This is a genomic window from Chryseobacterium sediminis, assembly GCF_008386505.1.
In the GTDB taxonomy this organism is placed as follows: domain Bacteria; phylum Bacteroidota; class Bacteroidia; order Flavobacteriales; family Weeksellaceae; genus Chryseobacterium; species Chryseobacterium sediminis.
In genome coordinates this window covers 232,144-249,248 of sequence record NZ_VUNZ01000001.1, presented here as the reverse complement: position 1 = coordinate 249,248, position 17,105 = coordinate 232,144, and the positions used below count along the sequence as shown (strand labels likewise).

20 protein-coding genes are annotated in these 17,105 nt (G+C 36.4%); 12 read left to right on the top strand and 8 right to left on the bottom strand.

The annotated features are described in order from the left end of the window. Window positions 1-112: 112 nt before the first annotated feature. The 3 genes from FW780_RS01120 (at window position 113) to FW780_RS01110 (ending at window position 943) form a co-directional block, all read left to right on the top strand. The gene (locus FW780_RS01120; RefSeq protein ID WP_149831821.1) at window positions 113-364 is read left to right on the top strand and encodes a hypothetical protein; all 252 of its coding nucleotides are present in this window, start codon (window positions 113-115) and stop codon (window positions 362-364) included. 46 nt (window positions 365-410) lie between these two features. After that, window positions 411-605, top strand: a complete 195-nt coding sequence (locus FW780_RS01115) for a hypothetical protein (protein ID WP_149831820.1) — start codon at window positions 411-413, stop codon at window positions 603-605. A 95-nt stretch (window positions 606-700) separates the two neighbouring features. Next, window positions 701-943: a hypothetical protein gene (locus FW780_RS01110; protein WP_149831819.1), complete on the top strand. Its 243-nt coding sequence runs from the start codon at window positions 701-703 to the stop codon at window positions 941-943. A gap of 32 nt (window positions 944-975) precedes the next feature. Here the strand turns inward: FW780_RS01110 and FW780_RS01105 are convergent, their stop codons facing one another. Then, window positions 976-1,416, bottom strand: a complete 441-nt coding sequence (locus FW780_RS01105) for a lysozyme (RefSeq protein ID WP_149831818.1) — start codon at window positions 1,414-1,416, stop codon at window positions 976-978. 487 nt (window positions 1,417-1,903) lie between these two features. Here FW780_RS01105 and FW780_RS01100 point away from each other — a divergent pair, with 487 nt between their 5' ends. From FW780_RS01100 to FW780_RS01080, 5 genes are all read left to right on the top strand, one after another. Then, the gene (locus tag FW780_RS01100) at window positions 1,904-2,257 is read left to right on the top strand and encodes a hypothetical protein (RefSeq protein ID WP_149831817.1); all 354 of its coding nucleotides are present in this window, start codon (window positions 1,904-1,906) and stop codon (window positions 2,255-2,257) included. A gap of 188 nt (window positions 2,258-2,445) precedes the next feature. Next, on the top strand, window positions 2,446-4,698 hold the full coding sequence (locus FW780_RS01095) for a TonB-dependent siderophore receptor (protein ID WP_241676817.1): 2,253 nt from the start codon (window positions 2,446-2,448) through the stop codon (window positions 4,696-4,698). Window positions 4,699-4,701: 3 nt separating this feature from the next. Beyond that, the gene (locus FW780_RS01090; RefSeq protein ID WP_149831815.1) at window positions 4,702-6,147 is read left to right on the top strand and encodes an ABC transporter permease; all 1,446 of its coding nucleotides are present in this window, start codon (window positions 4,702-4,704) and stop codon (window positions 6,145-6,147) included. After that, entirely contained in the window at window positions 6,148-7,494 is a 1,347-nt protein-coding gene (locus tag FW780_RS01085) for a DUF3526 domain-containing protein (protein WP_149831814.1), read from the top strand. After that, window positions 7,488-8,183 (top strand): ABC transporter ATP-binding protein, encoded by a 696-nt coding sequence (locus FW780_RS01080; protein ID WP_149831813.1) that lies wholly within the window; start codon window positions 7,488-7,490, stop codon window positions 8,181-8,183. Before FW780_RS01085 ends, FW780_RS01080 begins: the two co-directional genes overlap by 7 nt. 68 nt (window positions 8,184-8,251) lie before the next feature. On the opposite strand, the gene FW780_RS01075 is transcribed toward FW780_RS01080, so the two are convergent. The 3 genes from FW780_RS01075 to FW780_RS01065 all read right to left on the bottom strand — a co-directional run bounded on the left by FW780_RS01075 (window position 8,252) and on the right by FW780_RS01065 (window position 10,307). Then, window positions 8,252-9,547, bottom strand: a complete 1,296-nt coding sequence (locus FW780_RS01075) for a cryptochrome/photolyase family protein (RefSeq protein ID WP_149831812.1) — start codon at window positions 9,545-9,547, stop codon at window positions 8,252-8,254. 77 nt (window positions 9,548-9,624) lie between these two features. After that, complete coding sequence (locus FW780_RS01070; RefSeq protein WP_241676816.1) at window positions 9,625-9,990, bottom strand: hypothetical protein; 366 nt, start codon at window positions 9,988-9,990, stop codon at window positions 9,625-9,627. A 32-nt stretch (window positions 9,991-10,022) separates the two neighbouring features. After that, a complete protein-coding gene (locus FW780_RS01065) occupies window positions 10,023-10,307 on the bottom strand; it encodes a hypothetical protein (RefSeq protein ID WP_149831811.1) in 285 nt (94 codons plus the stop codon). Window positions 10,308-10,547: 240 nt separating this feature from the next. On the opposite strand from FW780_RS01065, the gene FW780_RS01060 reads away from it, so the two are divergent. Beyond that, complete coding sequence (locus FW780_RS01060) at window positions 10,548-10,790, top strand: hypothetical protein (protein WP_149831810.1); 243 nt, start codon at window positions 10,548-10,550, stop codon at window positions 10,788-10,790. A gap of 77 nt (window positions 10,791-10,867) precedes the next feature. Here the strand turns inward: FW780_RS01060 and FW780_RS01055 are convergent, their stop codons facing one another. The 3 genes from FW780_RS01055 to FW780_RS01045 form a co-directional block, all read right to left on the bottom strand. Next, window positions 10,868-11,632 (bottom strand): hypothetical protein, encoded by a 765-nt coding sequence (locus FW780_RS01055; RefSeq protein WP_149831809.1) that lies wholly within the window; start codon window positions 11,630-11,632, stop codon window positions 10,868-10,870. After that, window positions 11,629-12,123 (bottom strand): MarR family winged helix-turn-helix transcriptional regulator, encoded by a 495-nt coding sequence (locus tag FW780_RS01050; RefSeq protein WP_149831808.1) that lies wholly within the window; start codon window positions 12,121-12,123, stop codon window positions 11,629-11,631. The genes FW780_RS01055 and FW780_RS01050 overlap by 4 nt, the downstream gene beginning before the upstream one ends. A 101-nt stretch (window positions 12,124-12,224) precedes the next feature. Then, entirely contained in the window at window positions 12,225-13,073 is an 849-nt protein-coding gene (locus tag FW780_RS01045; RefSeq protein ID WP_149831807.1) for an AraC family transcriptional regulator, read from the bottom strand. A gap of 71 nt (window positions 13,074-13,144) precedes the next feature. Here FW780_RS01045 and FW780_RS01040 point away from each other — a divergent pair, with 71 nt between their 5' ends. Together FW780_RS01040 and FW780_RS01035 are read left to right on the top strand one after the other, a co-directional pair. Next, entirely contained in the window at window positions 13,145-14,521 is a 1,377-nt protein-coding gene (locus FW780_RS01040; protein ID WP_149831806.1) for an MFS transporter, read from the top strand. 36 nt (window positions 14,522-14,557) lie between these two features. Further along, window positions 14,558-14,947: a hypothetical protein gene (locus FW780_RS01035; RefSeq protein WP_149831805.1), complete on the top strand. Its 390-nt coding sequence runs from the start codon at window positions 14,558-14,560 to the stop codon at window positions 14,945-14,947. Between the two features lie 88 nt (window positions 14,948-15,035). Here the strand turns inward: FW780_RS01035 and FW780_RS01030 are convergent, their stop codons facing one another. Further along, window positions 15,036-16,190 (bottom strand): MFS transporter, encoded by a 1,155-nt coding sequence (locus tag FW780_RS01030; protein WP_149831804.1) that lies wholly within the window; start codon window positions 16,188-16,190, stop codon window positions 15,036-15,038. A gap of 192 nt (window positions 16,191-16,382) precedes the next feature. Here FW780_RS01030 and FW780_RS01025 point away from each other — a divergent pair, with 192 nt between their 5' ends. Further along, complete coding sequence (locus FW780_RS01025) at window positions 16,383-16,994, top strand: GNAT family N-acetyltransferase (protein WP_149831803.1); 612 nt, start codon at window positions 16,383-16,385, stop codon at window positions 16,992-16,994. Window positions 16,995-17,105: the final 111 nt, after the last annotated feature.

Genomic DNA, 17,105 nt, shown 5'->3' with positions numbered 1-17,105 from the left:
TAACTAATCTATCCACAAAACCAATATTGAGTATCCTGCTCCATCCTGTTGAACTATATATCAAGCAATTACAAAGAATCCGTAAAAAACAATGTGTAAATATCAATAGGTCATGACTAAAAATAATTCATATATACTTTCTATTTTCAATAAATCTTCATTAAAAAGATTCGAGAAATCATCCGTTGGGGCTACATATTCAGCATATTTAAGGCTTTCCCAGCAAAAAACCTCCTATGCATTAGGAGGTAAAAAAATGTCTCTTTTCAACTCATTTGAATTATTCACAATCTTAAAATTTAATGATAAGGGAATTTACGGATATGACTGTAGTGATAAGTCTACGGGAAACCGTAAGGCGTGAGTTTGGATTGTTTGTATATTAGTGATTTAACAAAATTTTATTTTCCATGGACAATCAAAACGAATTATTGAGAATGATTTCTCAAGCTCTTCAGCAAAATCAGGCTATAAATCAAGAACTTTTAAGATTGATTAATATGCAAGGTACAATACCTCCAACTCAGCTTAACGAAATAAATCATCTTTTATCAATCCAAGCTTCAACATTAAGATTTATATCAGAAAATACTCCTACTAAATAAACACTTCCCCACTATTAGGTGGGGTTTTCATATCATTTATTTACCCAAAATGGACGAGGTGATTTTCTTCGTATCTTTATATAAACAAAATATTTATGGATAGAATATTCATTGTAATGGGTGAATCTGTAGACAACCGATTCAACATAGAAGAGCTAATGGAATATTTAAAAAGTATAGATAATGGAGGGTTTAAAAAATTAACTCTGACATACATACCCGGATTAATGCAATTCATGTTTGAACCAGAATTTGATACAAATGATTATAGTGCTTCTTACTCAAGATTTGTTGATGAATTACTAAAAAGTAAGTTTTCAGAATTCTTTAATTACTAAGAAAAACAATCCCCGCTGTTATGTGGGGTTTTTTATTTAAAAAAAAACAAATCACTCTCCGCCTTTCTTCTACGGATAAGACCATTTAAAACTTTCCCTCCTGCTGTAATATATCTTTTTGTAAACCAACCTCTAATTTCTGCATCAGCAGCTCTTCTATTGATCAGAGAAAATAAAGTATCGGACCCTCCGGTATTATAAGCATGAGAAACCAAAGCATCAAATTGATTTTGATTAAGTGTTATTTTCACTTTTGAGTTCACTATCTTTTCATAAGTTGGCAGGACTGCAGCAAATAATTCTACTCCTTGTTCTTTTGTGATTGCAGGATCTGTCATGTTTACTTTCTTCCCTCCCGGATAATAAGTGTTACCATACCCTATTGTCGGAATTCCTGCAGAGTCCAGATAAGGCTTAGCGCTGAAACCTTCAAATGATACAATCAGGTTGATTCCTTTTTGTGATGTTTTCATTTATTTAGTTTAATGTTGTTCAGCAAAATTAAAATTGTAAATCCCAAAACAGTGAGGAAAAACCCCTATTTTTATCGGGTGTTATTATTGTCCTTTAAGTACTGACTTTCTTTTTTATGCTGTAAGGTCTCGGTATTTTTTGTTTGCTGTTTACCTTCGGCTTGTTAGCGGATGTTTGTTGAATTTGCTCAATCTCTGAATTTATTGAGGCTGTAACTTATAAACTTAATATAAAACCAAAAAAACCTCCCGAATCATCGGAAGGTTATACTGTAATTTGTCAGAAATATGAAATTTCAATGGGCCAAATATAATAAGTTGTTTCTCTCACAAAATATGATCTGGATCATACCGATACGAAATTATTTCATCCGTTCAGCGGGCGATAAAAACATTGGATTTAAAATCACAGCTTGAAAAAATATCTGTTACTTTTTCTTCATTATTCAGTTTTTATCAAATTAAATTGTACTTTTGTTTTTCTATTATGCAAAAATTTCTCAGAGTCTTTTTTGTTTTCTCTTTACTTCTGATATTTGTTTCTAATGTCAGCGGTGTAAGCACATGCCTTGATCATGCTAATCACTCGAAAAGTAAAGTGATCTATAAAAAAGGGTCTAAAGAAGAGAAAATTCCTACGTTCTCACAGGACGACGAATGTCAGTGTGCGCTTCATATGCATATGAACAATGTTCTCCTTCCAGAACCTTTGGACATGGATTTTGCCATCAACAGTACGAATGACAGCGAAATGCCTCAACCAAAAGCCATTTCATACCGTTGTCTTCTCGATTTCTTCAGCTCCAGGGCTCCCCCATCCTCATTTTTCGCGACAGCTTAATTTATACTGCTGTTATTTTTCGTATACAGATTTTTTAGTCTGTACTGCTATTCCGTGGATACCTGTGTTTTCACACCACTAGAGATATCCTTTTATTAATGGGCATTCTCACTGCCCGTACATCCTTATTCATGATTACCAGTAATTTTAATTATTCGGGAATAATTCATTGTATTTCCCCAAATTCTGTGAAACTTTTAAGTGTAAGTTTCATTACCGCATCCTCTTTTCTGCATGCTCAGTCCCGTTCTGAAGATTCATTATCTACAGTGGTACAAACGGTTGAAATCATCGGAAGAAAGTCTAAAGATTATACCTCCGACTACTCTTTCGCTGCCACAAAGATTGCCATGAAAAACAAAGACCTGCCTTTAACCCTTAATACGGTTACCAAGGAACTGATCACGGACCGCCAGGCTTTTCAGCTTGGAGATGTTATGAAAAATGTGAACGGAGTTTCTCCTTCCAGTTATTACAACCAATACAACATCCGGGGAATCAGTCAAAATGAAGAAGGTCAGATCATCAATGGAATGCGAACAAGACAGTATTATTTTCTACAGCCCATGACCTCCAATATCGAACGTGTAGAAATCTTCAAAGGTCCTGCAAGCATTACAATGTCCAGCGTAGATCCTGGAGGAACAATTAATATGGTTACCAAAAAACCGCTGTCAACTTCCCGTCACGAAATCAGCTCATCAGGAGGCAGTTTTGATACTTACCGTGTCACCACAGATCTTACAGGCCCTTTAAATAAGAGTAAAACCTTGCTCTATCGTTTTAACGGCGCTTATCAAAATGCTCAGTCATTCAGGGATCATGTTAAAAACAGCGGTATTTTAATCTCTCCTTCCATCACGTTTGTTCCGAATGAAAAAACATCTGTGAATGTAGAAATGATTTTCAATGATTTGTATGGAAATCTGGACAGAGGGCAGCCTATTTTTGGTGCTGTTGCAGGAAAAACAGATTTGTACAGTACGCCAAGATCTTTGAATCTGGGAGCGCCCAATGATTTTTTTAAAACAAGGGAACTGATTATAATGGGAAGTATTGCCCACCATTTTAACGAAGCTATCAGCTTTAATGCCTCTTATATGAAGCAATACTGGAGAGAAAATTTGCAGGAACACCGGACCACCAATTCTTTTGTCCCTGATATGGATAACAAACCGGTTTCAAGCCTTGCGATGATGCAGTTTGTACAAAGAAAACAAAACTGGGCAACAGACAATATCAATGCTTATTTTAATTTTAAATTCAAAACAGGTGCTGTTCAGCATCAGGCTTTAATTGGCTATGACAACCAAATTTGGGAAAAACGAAAAGGCGGACAGCAAAATGCTGCAAGAGGCTTTCTTTTAAAGGATGGTTCTGTAGCAGCTTCTTACAAACCTGCCAATGCTGCTGATTACCAGACTTTCAATTACAACGGAACACTCATTCCTAAACCCAACGTCACTCCGTTTGATCTTAATCCGGGTGCAGAAAATTATCAGGGTAATGATTTTAATACGCTGAATGTCATAACTTCTCTCCCTTCTGCTCTTACCACTACACACGCTGCTTATATTCAGCATTTTTTCACATGGAAAAAGTTCAAAATCCTATCGGGAATACGTCAGGAATGGTTTCAGGACATTACCAATTTCAAAGAATCCAATGAGTCCTCATTCCGGAATAATAAACTTCTGTACAGATTTGGAATAACCTATAGTCTTACAGATGACATCAATTTTTACGGAACTTACCTTACCGGATTCCAGCCACAATCCAATACGGTAACATTAATGCCCAATACTTCCAGCCTTACAGGGTCTGCTGCCAGATTTAAACCTTTGACGTCAGATCTTAAAGAACTGGGAATGAAAGCACTGCTTTTTGGAAAAATTTCATTGAATCTTGCTGTGTATGAGATCAATCAGAGAAATATTTTAATCAATGCCAATAATCCTTCGGAACCGGATGAACTTGTCCAGAGAGGTGCCGACCGAAGCCGTGGATTTGAAGCTGAGCTTTCGGGACATATTCTTCCTCAATGGCATATTTACGGAGGTTACAGCTATATTGATGCTAAAATACTGGATGATACGAATCCTGATCTTGTGGGGAAAAGGAAAGAAAATACTTCTAAAAATTCTTTCAATGTCTGGACACGCTACAACTTTTCAACCATAGAACTGATAAAAGATTTTGGAATTGGAGCGGGAATGCTTTATCAGAGTTCAAAAGTGCCGTGGTTTACAAGAAGTTTCGAGCTTCCGGCATATACTACCATAGATGCGGCATTATATTATACTCCTGCAAAATCTGTTCAGCTGGCTTTTAACCTGAATAATATTGCCAATAAGGTCTACTGGATCGGGGCTCAGAATTATCTAAGATTATTTCCGGGAACACCAAGAAACTATTTACTAACTGCTACTTATAAATTTTAAATTATGGCTATTTCAAACTTACAACTGATTGTGAGAAAGACCTGGCGGGATCTGCTTAAAGGGAAACAGAACCTGCTTATCACTATCACGGTACTCCTCTTCTGTATGCTGAGCATCGGTATAGGGTTTACAAAATACACCGATTCTTTTTCAAAAATAAAAGAATATCGGGAAGAAGTTCGGGAACACTGGGAACACAGGCCAGATAAGCATCCGCACCGCATGGCTCATTACGGTTATCTGGTTTTCAGAATCGGGCATCCTCTTAATATTTTTGACAATGGATTAGATGATTATCTTGGAAATGTTATATTTCTTGAGGCACATAAGCAGAATACTGCCAATCTTTCGGAAGCTGGAAGTTCAGGCACTTTGGTGAGATTCGGGGCTTTCAGCAGTGCTTTTATTCTGCAGAGTATTGTTCCGATGATTATTCTTTTTTTAGGGTTTGGATTAATAGTACAGGAACGTGAGAACGCCACTTTAAAAATCATTAGTGTACAGGGCGCTTCAGGAAGAACTATTATCTGGGGAAAAGTTCTGGGACTCTGGCTGTTTTCTTTATGCTTCCTGATTCCGGTAATTCCTTTTGTTTTCGTGGCTGCATGGATGTCAGAAACTACGGATTCTGCTGATATCTTGACTCGTTTGTCATTGCTGTTGCCTGCTTATATGATGTATTATTTTTTCATCAGCTCCTTAACGGTTATTGTTTCTGCGAACAGTAAAAGTACATCTTCAGCACTGATCAGCCTTATCGGGTTCTGGCTTCTTTTCATTATTGTTTTGCCTAAAGGAGTTCAGTTTGCAGCCCAGAATTTATATCCGGCTCCTTCCCGTATTGCTTTTGAAACCAGTCTGGAAAAGGATATTTTAAAATCGGGAGACAGCCACAATCCTGACGATCCTCATTTTAAGAAAATTAAAGATTCTTTACTTGCTCATTATAATGTAAAAACAACGAATGAACTTCCTTTCAACTATGGTGGATTTGTGATGAAGGAAGGGGAAAAAATAAGCTCCAAGATCTATATCAGACATCAAAAAGAACTGCAAGCCATTTACTCCAGACAACAGAATCTTACTGATATTTCGGGATTAATCAATCCTGCCATTGCTGTTAAAAACTTTTCAATGATTGCAACGGGCACTGATTTCTTCTCTTATACTCAATTTCAAAAACAGGCTGAAGAGTACCGCTATCAGATGGCTCAGCATTTAAATGATCTGCAGATTAAGCACATCAGCAATATAAAACCGGAAAAAGGAGGACCGCCTGCTGTGATTGGTAAAGACAACTGGAAGAAGTTCCCGGACTTTAATTACCAGTATACTGCTGTTTCGGACAGCCTGAAAGAACAGTCAATACCTGCTGTTGCTTTGCTTCTTTGGTTAGCAATGTGTATCGCTGCAATTGAAATAAGTGGAAGAAAATTAAAATTAATTTAGATGAATCGTTATTTATATATCCAATTTTACCGTAACAAAGCCTACATTATTGCATTGTTATTTTTGTTCATAGCCGGAATTATGGCTATTTATACTGGAAAGAAATTTCTGGACCGGAATGAAGATATTATTTCTAAAAGCGGAGCATTCCAGAAAGAAAGCATTGAAAGAAACACGAAGTTTCATAAAGATGATCTGGGATTGGTTCTTTATTATATTAAATTTAATCTGGTGAATGAAACTCCCAGACTGGCTGCTTTAAATATCGGAATGCGTGATCTGCATCCTTCTATCCAGGGGGTAACCATCCGGAATCTTGAAGAACAGCGTTATAATTCTGATTTCTATAATCCTGCCAATGCTGCTGTCGGAAATTTCGATTTCAGTTTTGTGATTATATTTCTTTTCCCTTTGGTGATTGTCGCCTTTTGTTATAATCTTATTTCTGAGGAAGAAGAAAGAGGAACCTGGAAGCTGCTTTCAGTTCAAAGTGGTAATTTACAAAAGCTTTTGGATCATAAAATACTTATACGGCTGTGTGCTGTAACGGCTGTGTATCTGGCTCTGATGATTATCGCTTCCGTTTGGATTAAAATACCTTTAGACCTTTATTATATTGCGTTTACAATCAGTGGATGGCTTTATATCCTGTTTTGGTTTGCACTGTGCAGATGGGTTATTTCTTTCCGGAAATCATCAGCTCAGAATGCATTGATTCTTCTCATTGTATGGGTCAGCATCAATTTTATCATTCCGATGAGCAGTAATATTCTGATCCAAAAGATGTATCCTGTTCATGAATCCCTTAAAGCGGTTATGGAACAGAGAGAGGGATATCATAACAAATGGGATGAAACCAAACGTCCTACTATGGAAAAATTCTATAAGGTATATCCTCAATACAGAAATTTTACCGTAGAAGAAAATGATGCTTTTACCTGGACCTGGTATTATGCCATGCAGCATATGGGAGATCTGGAGTCTGCGAAATCTGCAGAACTGTACACCGAAAAAATGCAGAAACGAAATCAGGCAGCAACTTATTTAGGCTATCTCTTACCAAATCTTCATACCCAGCTCACCGAGAGTCACCTGGCGAAAACTGACATGAGTAATCAGCTGCAGTATGCTTCTTCACTCAAAAAATTTCATGAGAAAAAACGTTTGTTCTTCTACCCGCTTATTTTCTCGGGAAAGAATGCCGAATCTATCAACTGGGCACAGCAGACTATACAGGTATTCAGTTTGTCTGAACATTTGAAATGGTTTCAGCTATTTCTGCCTTACCTCATCTTTATTGCCTTATTCATGATCCTTTCACAAAACAAATACAGAAAACTATGTTAAAAACAATCAACTTACATAAAAAATACAACGATTTTACAGCCCTTCATTCTCTTAATCTTGAAGTAAAGAAAGGGGAAATTTTTGCTCTTCTAGGACAAAACGGGGCCGGAAAAAGTACAACAATCAATATTCTTCTTGGGCTTATTAAGGCTACTTCCGGAGATGCTTTCATTAATGATATTTCTGTAAAAGACCAGCCTCAAAAAATTAAAAAACATCTGGCTTATATCCCTGAAACCGTTCTTTTATATCCTCATCTTACAGGAATAGAGAATCTTGATTTTTTCTCCAAAATTGCAGGGTTTGATTATCAGAAAGAAGAATTATCTGCATTACTTCAGCGCACCGGATTACAGGAAGCTGCCCATGAGAAAGCACTGGGAGGCTATTCCAAAGGGATGCGCCAGAAAGTAGGTATTGCTATTGCCCTCGCCAAAGATGCTAAGGTATTGCTCTTGGATGAGCCCACCAGCGGACTGGATCCCATAGCTACAGCAGAATTTACAGAAATCGTGCGCCAGCTCGGTAAAGAAGGCAGAACTGTTCTAATGGCTACTCATGATATTTTCAATGCCGTAAGTGTAGCCACCAATATCGGGATTATGAAGCAGGGAGAACTTGTACAGAACCTACCTTCCAAAGCTTTTACCGCACAGGAATTACAGGAACTGTATCTGAAAACGATTTAATTTTCATATTAAATATTTGGTTGATGCCTGGTGACGTTTTGTTGCCGGGCATTTTTGCCTAAGATGTTTTATGTCAGGGCTTTTTTGTATTCGGTTAAAGCTCTTTCACGGGCAAAAGCATGTTCTACTATTGGTGCTGGATATGCAGGTGTATTCCATTCAGGAAGCCATTTTTTGATATAAAGCATATCTTTATCAAATTTCTCAGCCTGAGCTGTCGGATTAAAAACCCTGAAATAAGGAGCTGCATCACAACCGCTGCCTGCCGCCCATTGCCAGTTTCCATTGTTGGCAGAGAGATCATAATCATTCAGTTTTAGGGCAAAATAGGCTTCTCCCCAACGCCAGTCGATCAGTAAATGCTTACATAAGAAACTCGCCACAATCATTCGCACTCGGTTATGCATATAGCCTGTCTGATTAAGCTGTCTCATTCCGGCATCTACAATGGGATATCCTGTAGTTCCTTCGCACCAGTGTTTAAATTCTTCTTCATTGTTCCGCCAGTTGATAGTATCATACTGCTTTTTAAAGGATTGATGGACTACCTGTGGATAATGATATAAAATCTGCATAAAAAACTCACGCCAGATCAATTCTGAAAGCCATGTCGCATTATTATTCAATGCAAAGTCCACACATCTCCTGATACTGATTGTCCCAAACCGTAAAGCAATTCCGAGTTGTGTGGTATGCTGTAAGGCCGGATAATCACGGTATTTATCGTAATCATCTATTATGGAAGCATCCAGAACAGGCTTTATAAAATCAAAATCTGTTTTCCTGAAACCAATCTCTTTTAAGGCAATTATGTCTGAATATTCCTGTGGAAAGAGATTTTTAAAGTTTAATTCTACAGATTTATAATGTTCCGGAGTTAATGCCTCGCGCCATTTCTTTGCAAAAGGGGTGTAAACAGTATATGGAGAACCATCTTTTTTAACAATCTGGTCTTTATCAAAAATGACCTGATCTTTATAGGCTTTAAAAGGAATATTTTTTTCTTTGAAAAAATAATAGATTTCTTTATCTCTTTCAATGGCCTGAGGTTCATAATCCCGGTTACAGAAAACACTTTCAATATGATATTCTTCAGATAATTTTTGGAATATTTCTATTGGCTTTCCGTAATAGGTGTTAACTCCTGAATGATATTTTTGTAATGAAATATTGACACCTGTCAAAGCCTGATGAATATAATCAACCCTGCGGTCTTCTTTATCTTCCAGCTTTCCAAGAATATCGGTATCAAATATAAAAATGGGTATTACAGGAGCTTCAGATTGAAGTGCGTGGTGAAGTCCCACATTATCTTCTAACCTCAAATCACGTCTGAACCAGAAAAGAGTGACTGTATTTTTCATATTCAAAGGTAATTCGTTTATTCTTATTTCATAATAGTTATTAAGCAATTAAAAACATTCCCTTATCATTTCAATTGTTAGTCATTCATTTTAAATGGCTCCCATTTTTCAGTAATGCTTTTTCTTTCTGCTCCAACGTTTAGAGGCATCTCATAAAGATCATTGATCGTGTTATCTAATTGTACGGCCTGCAATAATGAAATAACTTTTATATCATCTTCTGTGTGATGGTCTTCACCACATAAAAATTGCCAATATCCATCTGAATCATGGGTTACATATAAAACAGACTTGGATTTATCAAAAATATGGTTACAGACAAAGCATGCCGTATTTTTACTGTCTTTGAATTTAAATTCGATTTCTTTAGAATTATTTTTACTTTGTCCTGATAGGCTGGCTATTCCTAGTGAAAGGAGAATTACTGTTACTATTTTTTTCATTTTTAAGGTTTGTTTGGACGTAACATTTAGGATTAATATTTTCGGGAGGTTCTTATTTTTCTCACAATTAAAAAGACAATTATTAACACGATAATAAGAATTGTAATGTTTTGGATGTTAAACCAGGATTCAGAATATTCTGTAACAACAATATAATCAGTATTTTGCTTAGGAACAAATTGTCCTTGGCTGTTATCCGAAGAGCCTGCACCAGCAGATTTGCTGTAAATAGAAGCGGTTTCTTTTTGAAAGAAATAATAAGCTACTAAAGTAAATAATAAAAATGCTAGGATAGATAAGCCAGTCTTTTTTGTCATATTTAAAATTTCAGGTTTTAGTTTTTATTCAAATTTCTCACAGTGAGCCAGCTGAAAGTTTCATTAAACTCATAATTTCTAAATGAAAATGCAAGTATAATGAAATATATTAATTTAAATACAGGGGGAAAACCCCCATATCTGATTTTAATATATTTCTACAAACAGCTAATTCATCAAATAATTCTAATAATTTTCCGACATTTGTCCAGATTTTACATAAAATAGAAACTCACAACAATGGAAGAATTTGAAGTACCGGTAACATACAAGGGACAGGAATTATTTTTCAATGGAAGACTAGCCACATACTCTTATGGATATAAGCTTTATGTAGATGTCTATGGAACTGAAGTTGTTATCGAACGTGATGATCATGGCGACTTAAGGGCGCTTCTGCCGGATGCTGCTTCGGAAAAAACTATAGACAAAGGGCTTATTGAGGCTATTATAGAGGTTTTCAGAGAGCTTCAGGTTTTATAATTAATTTTCTGAAGATTCAGGATTAAAAAAAGAGATCCTGCAAGATCTCTTTAAATTCAAATATATTGTAATTTTATTTACTCGAAGACTACATAGTTCACTTTATCTACTCCCGTATTTCCGGTTTTCTCATGATAAGCATACAGCACCAGTTCATAATTTCCCGGAGAACTGATGATATGGCTTCCTTCAAAAAGATTGGTGGAAACCAGTGACATGTCTATATTCTTTACAAATTTTCCGTCTTTTTTCAGAATTCCTTTCACTTCTATTTCATCAGAATTCCATACACCTCCTTTGTCTATGACACATCCACACATCATGACAATATTAGCCTGAAACTGGAAAGGTTTGTCTTTAATACTGTTCAAAGCAATATATTGATGCGTTCTGGGCTTCAGGATATCAATAATATATCCCGGAATTTCAAGGATAATTCCTTCTCCTAAAATATGTTTTCCCGGAATCAGCCACAACTCTGTGCTTACCACCGCCTGAGCCTGTTTGCTGTTCAATGGAGAAATTACTTCTATATTCACAAATGTAGGTTCATCAATATCCATTGTCGCTATAAAACCTCCGGTCTGGGCATCTGCAATGGAGTTTCCCCTTGCTTTAGGTGTTTTCATAATCAAGTCAGTGTTCCCGGTACTTCCTGTAGTGTTCCCTTCTGCCAGAATCCTTTGATTAAGCTTGTTTCTGATGATGATATGAGCCCCTCCTAATGAAGTTCCGATAAATTTAGCATCTCTTGCTTTAGCTCTTATCATGATTTTTGTTTCCGTTGCCGAAATCATAAGATTGGAAAAAAGAAATGCTGTGATGAGAATTAATGCTTTCATGATTTGATTGATTTTAAATATTCCTGTTTGAACCTGTGATGGAAAGATTCATCTTTTAGCTCCTGATCAATATGATCCAGATAAGTAAAAATTCCCAGATCTTCTGATAATATTTTCAAAATTGCTTTTTCACAACTGTCCCAGATCTTCTCCAGCTCGGGAAGCATTTCAATGGCTTTTGGAGATAATGAAATAATCTGCTTTCGTTTATCCACACTGTCTTTTTTGATGATGAGATAACCGTTTTCATTCATTTTTTTAACAATAACCACAACAGACGGGTGCGAATACCCCAGCGGTTCAGCAATATCTGTAATTGAAATTTCCCCTTTTTTCTTCAGCAGCATAAACACCAGATACCAATTGGGTTCAACATCAATCCCAAATTCTTTATAAAACTTCCGGACATCATGAGACATCCTGTCACTGATTCTTTTCAGTCTGCTATCCAAAGCTTTATATCCTAATTCTTTAATAAAGTCAAAATCCATCTGAAATATATTTGCTGTAAATATATAAAAATATAAAGTTAACTATATAGTTAACTTTATATTTTTTTTTACTGAATTAAAAATCTTAATAAAAAAGAGTTCTATTTGAAGTTTTTCCGATATTCACCAGGAGTTACTCCTCTATATTTTTTAAAAAGTTTGGAAAGGTGGCTTTCATCACTGAACTGGAGTTCATACGCGATTTCACTTAAACGGATGCTGCTATATTTTAGATAAGTTTCTACTAATTTCAATCTATAGTCCAACAGATAATCCTGATAGGAAACTCCCGTCTGCTGTTTAAAATACTCTCCGAAATAATTTCCGGAAATCCCGAAATGATCAGCAATAGTCTGAATTCCTGTCTTGTCACGATCTTTTATATGCTGTTGGATATAAGTGATGATCTTCATTATTGAAAAGGCTTTGCGGTTTTCCTGAAGGTCAGAAGTTTCACTCTGAATGATATTTCGGGCAATCAGATTCAGAAGGATTGACATACAGTTACGGATAATAAGATAATCTTCTGCTTTGTTTTTGAACTCATTCATGATCTGCAGAATTAGGGTTTCCGCAAACCGTTCATCATTTTTATTCCTGAAGACACAGCCAGCCCTTGCGTGATAATTATGGCTGATATATTGTAGCTTATACAAATTCTCACAGCTTTCAATACGGTCTGCTTCCAACCGGATTTTATCAATAAACTCAACCGGACACTGAATACTGATAAGCTGAGCGGTTTCACTTTGAAAACGGTATACTTCCTGCTGTGGGATAATGAAAAGCTTACCCTGTGAAAAATTAATACTGCGATCATCATACGTAAGCGTCCCTTCCCCTTTGACAACATAAATGAATGAGAGAAAAGCCTTTGTTTTAAACATGATCTCTTCTTCTTTCAGTTTAATTTCTCTTACATTAATCTCTTCAAGTGGCAGTCCTTTCATTATACACTGATTTTTCCTCCAAAAGTACAATTTTAACAGAATATAAAGCGGGTATTTTTGCACAAAAAAATATGCAGACATATCCTAAACGATGGCAGGCACTCAATTTTCTCATCGCAGGTGCTTTTCTCTCACCTTTGGATTATTTCATTGTCAATATGGCTTTACCTTCTATCAAAAAAGCATTCAGTGCCAGTGATCATCAACTTCAGATGGTTATTGCCATTTATGGGCTTACTTATGCAGCGCTTGTTGTTTGTGGTGGACGGCTGGGTGACATTTATGGCCGTAAAAAGGTATTTATATCGGGGTTATATACTTTCCTGTTTTCATCCCTTGCCTGTGCTTTTTCTCCTGATGTTACATGGCTGATCATTTTCAGAATGTTTCAAGGAATCGGAGCATCACTGCTTGCTCCTCAGGTACTGGCTTCAATAAAGGATCTTTTCAGCAGTCAGGAACAGCCTAAAGCGGTAAGTCTTTTCAGTTCTGTATTTGGACTTGCTTCAGTCGCTGGGCAATTGCTTGGAGGTGTTCTTCTCAGTATGCACTGGGGAAATTTTTCATGGGAAATGGTCTTTCTTGTGAATGTACCTATTACTGTGATTTGTATTCTGGGTATCCATTTTACAATGAGCGATGGTAATCAGAAAGAAAAAACAGGCATTGACTTTACAGGAGCTTTATTATTAATTCTGGCTTTGCTTATGCTCATCTGCCCTCTTATTTTCGGACAGAAATTTGAGTGGGCATGGTGGATTTTCGGGATTATTCTTTCCGGAATTTTATTACTTATTTCATTTTTAAGATATGAGAAACAACAGCTGTTAAAAAACCGTCCGATACTTATAGATCCGGCATTGCTGCAGCATACACCTTTTGCATTAAGCCTTATCATTATTTTCTTTTACAATTTCACTGCCGGTTTATTTATCTGTTACCCTTACTATTTGCAGCAGTTTCTTCATCAGGACTCAATGCAGACAGGATTGGCCATAGTTCCTTATGGACTTGCCTTTTTCCTGGGGCCTTTGGTGACTTCAAAAATAAAACTGAAAACCAAAAAAATGATCTACTTAGGATTAGGATTGTTGATGACAGGCTTTGTAATGAGTGCAGTGATCTTCTATTTTCAGCAGAAGCCTTCTATTCTTACTCATATCGCCTTGTTTATTGCCGGATTTGGGCATGGCGTCATTATGCCGATTATGATGCGTACTGCGATTTCTCTGGTTTCTAAAGACAAAGCAGGACAGGCTTCCGGTCTGGTCAGTATAGGGATACAGATCGGCAGTGTGACCGGCGGAGCTATTATTGGAACTTTATTTTTTAATCTGATACCTGTTCTGGGATTCACAAAAGCATTTGTAGTGGCCATAGCAATGATTGGTATTTTCCAACTCATTGGAATAGGAGCAGGAAGAAAATTAAGGAAAATCATTGATTAAAAGACATTTACTAACAAAAAAATTATACATTTAAATATGAACAATACAGAAAAAATTATAGAGGAAATAGAAAGTTTTCACAAAAATATTGAAAAATGGTTTCAGGGGAATACAGAAAATCAGGAAGATCTTTATAACAAATTATTATCCGGATTCTCTCCAGATTTTAAGATGGTTAATGGAAACGGAGATACTGTTACTCTATCTATGCTTGAAGAATGGCTTCCAACTGTATTTGGAAAATTTCAGGAACGCAGTATTCAGGTGGAAAATATTGAAGTAAATCATTCTGATCATCATGGCCTTGCCACTTATATTGAAACTCAGATCACTGGAGAAACTACAAACAAACGGACATCATCAGCTATTTTCCTACTTAATGACCAAAAGGCTTTGTGGCTTCATCTTATAGAAAATTGGTTATAAATGCTTCTATATTGAAAGTCAACAGCCCAGATATGTGTAATATTTGGGCCGTTTGATATATTTATTCATATCCAGGAAAAGAAAATTACTATTTTCTGAAAACTTTCATCTGTCCGGCCATTACCGCCAGTAAAATCCCAAAACAGGCAAAAAGACCGTATGAATACCTGAGATCAAAACTTTCAGCAATATATCCGATAAGAGGCGGCCCCATCAGAAATCCTAAAAATGAGATACTGGATACAAACGATAATGCAATACTTGGTGCTACCGTACTCACCTTTCCAACTGTGCTATAAACGGATGGCACACTCAGGGAACTTCCAAGACCGATAATCATAAAAGCAATGATACAAATCCATAATTCCGGAAAGAAAACACTTAGAAAAAGTCCTCCACTCATCAGAATACCACAGCATTGCAGAACGATCTTTTTCCCATACTTTTCTATAATTCTGTTCCCGATAAACCTACCTAAAGTCATCATTAAAATAAAACTCGTATATCCCAGTATAACAAGATTTTCAGGTGCTTTAACTATAGTTTGAAAATACACCCCGCTCCAGTCGAACATTGCTCCTTCAATTGCCATACTCAGGAATCCTATAACTCCCAGTCCCAAAAGTGTTGGATTTACAAACTTGAATATTGACCGGGTTTGCGGCTCTGCTTTATGAATAACATTGGTCAGATTCCTTTTGCTATAGAACCAAAGTATCCCAACAAATATAAAAGTAAAAACAAAATGGTAAAAAGTTCCTACATGGAGATTGATCATCAATAACCCAACAACGGCTCCCGTAAGACCAGCAAAACACCAGGCTCCATGGTAGGAAGAGAGAAGAGATCTCTTGGTAATAGATTCTATTTCAATAGCCTGCGTATTGATTGCTATATTGCACATATTCCCTGAAACGCCAAAGAAGAACAGAACAACCGCCAGCGTCCAGTAAGAAGGTGATAAACCAATCAGTAAAAGAAAAAAAGGATATAGTAAAAATACTCTTTTAATAATCCAGCTGCTTCCATAGACACTGATCAGTTTTCCGGCCAAAACCATCGTTGAAAGCTGTCCTATCGGCATCAGAAGCAATAATGTTCCCAATTCTGCTTCATTGATGGAGAGTGCATTTTTAATGATAGGAATCCGGCTGGCCCAGGAAGAAAAAACAAGTCCATGGGCAAAGAAAAGTAAGAAACAGGCTGTTGGCATTTTTGCATTAAAAGATTCTCTCTCGTTCATTATAACAGGGTGATAAAAATTCCTTTTGCAAAGGTAAACACGCTCCTCTATTAAAATCTAGTCCATTTTTGTCATTTTTATGTTCCATTTTAACCAATCAGCAAGAATACAGATTTCAGTATGTAGAAAATCATTTTGTTTTGGGAACATTGATCTTCATTTTTTATTAATTTCGTTCTATAAAAATGAACCATGAAAGAAAAATGGATTTCCTATCCAACAATTTTAGAAGGAGAAACGGTTGAATTAATTCCTCTTGAAAAAGAACATCTTGAAGAATTATTTGCGGCGGCTGCAGACAAAGAACTTTGGGAATTGATTCCTACAGACTGTTCAGATAAAGATCTGTTTTATAAAAGCTATGAATTTGCCCTGTCAGAAAGAGAAACCGGAAATCAGTATCCGTTTGTAATCCGTCATAAGGAAACTGGAAAACTAATCGGCTCCACTCGCTTTTTTGAAATATACCCTGCAGACAGAAAGCTGGAAATAGGATGGACATGGATTATCAAAGAATTCTGGGGAACAGCCATCAACCTTGAATGCAAATTACTGCTCCTCACCTTCTGTTTTGATATTCTGAAAACAAACAGAGTACAATTAAAAACGAAAGACAATAATTTCAGATCAAGAAAAGCCATTGAAAAAATCGGGGGTGTATTTGAGGGTGTTTTACGCAAAGACAAGGTTCTCAGCGACGGCAGTACAAGAAATGCGGCTTATTACAGTATTTTAGATGATGAATGGAATGCAGCAAAGCTTAAAATCGAAAACCTGATAAAAGAAAAACAACAAACTCTATAAATAACAAAAGGCAGTATAAAATCAATTCCAGATGGGAAAAAATATTATACTGCCAAGTCTATTTTTTATAATTTTCTTTGAAACAAATTCTCAGAAGCATCCCTATTCCTT

Bases quoted from the DNA above. Each gene is read 5' to 3' on its own strand.
- FW780_RS01110 (WP_149831819.1), top strand. From the start codon at position 701: ATGGATAGAATATTCATTGTAATGGGTGAATCTGTAGACAACCGATTC.
- FW780_RS01060 (WP_149831810.1), top strand. From the start codon at position 10,548: ATGGAAGAATTTGAAGTACCGGTAACATACAAGGGACAGGAATTATTT.
- FW780_RS01120 (WP_149831821.1), top strand. From the start codon at position 113: ATGACTAAAAATAATTCATATATACTTTCTATTTTCAATAAATCTTCA.
- FW780_RS01045 (WP_149831807.1), bottom strand. From the start codon at position 13,073: ATGAAAGGACTGCCACTTGAAGAGATTAATGTAAGAGAAATTAAACTG.
- FW780_RS01030 (WP_149831804.1), bottom strand. From the start codon at position 16,190: ATGAACGAGAGAGAATCTTTTAATGCAAAAATGCCAACAGCCTGTTTC.
- FW780_RS01025 (WP_149831803.1), top strand. From the start codon at position 16,383: ATGAAAGAAAAATGGATTTCCTATCCAACAATTTTAGAAGGAGAAACG.
- FW780_RS01050 (WP_149831808.1), bottom strand. From the start codon at position 12,123: ATGGATTTTGACTTTATTAAAGAATTAGGATATAAAGCTTTGGATAGC.
- FW780_RS01090 (WP_149831815.1), top strand. From the start codon at position 4,702: ATGGCTATTTCAAACTTACAACTGATTGTGAGAAAGACCTGGCGGGAT.
- FW780_RS01105 (WP_149831818.1), bottom strand. From the start codon at position 1,416: ATGAAAACATCACAAAAAGGAATCAACCTGATTGTATCATTTGAAGGT.
- FW780_RS01100 (WP_149831817.1), top strand. From the start codon at position 1,904: ATGCAAAAATTTCTCAGAGTCTTTTTTGTTTTCTCTTTACTTCTGATA.
- FW780_RS01115 (WP_149831820.1), top strand. From the start codon at position 411: ATGGACAATCAAAACGAATTATTGAGAATGATTTCTCAAGCTCTTCAG.
- FW780_RS01035 (WP_149831805.1), top strand. From the start codon at position 14,558: ATGAACAATACAGAAAAAATTATAGAGGAAATAGAAAGTTTTCACAAA.
- FW780_RS01040 (WP_149831806.1), top strand. From the start codon at position 13,145: ATGCAGACATATCCTAAACGATGGCAGGCACTCAATTTTCTCATCGCA.
- FW780_RS01065 (WP_149831811.1), bottom strand. From the start codon at position 10,307: ATGACAAAAAAGACTGGCTTATCTATCCTAGCATTTTTATTATTTACT.
- FW780_RS01080 (WP_149831813.1), top strand. From the start codon at position 7,488: ATGTTAAAAACAATCAACTTACATAAAAAATACAACGATTTTACAGCC.
- FW780_RS01085 (WP_149831814.1), top strand. From the start codon at position 6,148: ATGAATCGTTATTTATATATCCAATTTTACCGTAACAAAGCCTACATT.
- FW780_RS01055 (WP_149831809.1), bottom strand. From the start codon at position 11,632: ATGAAAGCATTAATTCTCATCACAGCATTTCTTTTTTCCAATCTTATG.
- FW780_RS01070 (WP_241676816.1), bottom strand. From the start codon at position 9,990: ATGAAAAAAATAGTAACAGTAATTCTCCTTTCACTAGGAATAGCCAGC.
- FW780_RS01075 (WP_149831812.1), bottom strand. From the start codon at position 9,547: ATGAAAAATACAGTCACTCTTTTCTGGTTCAGACGTGATTTGAGGTTA.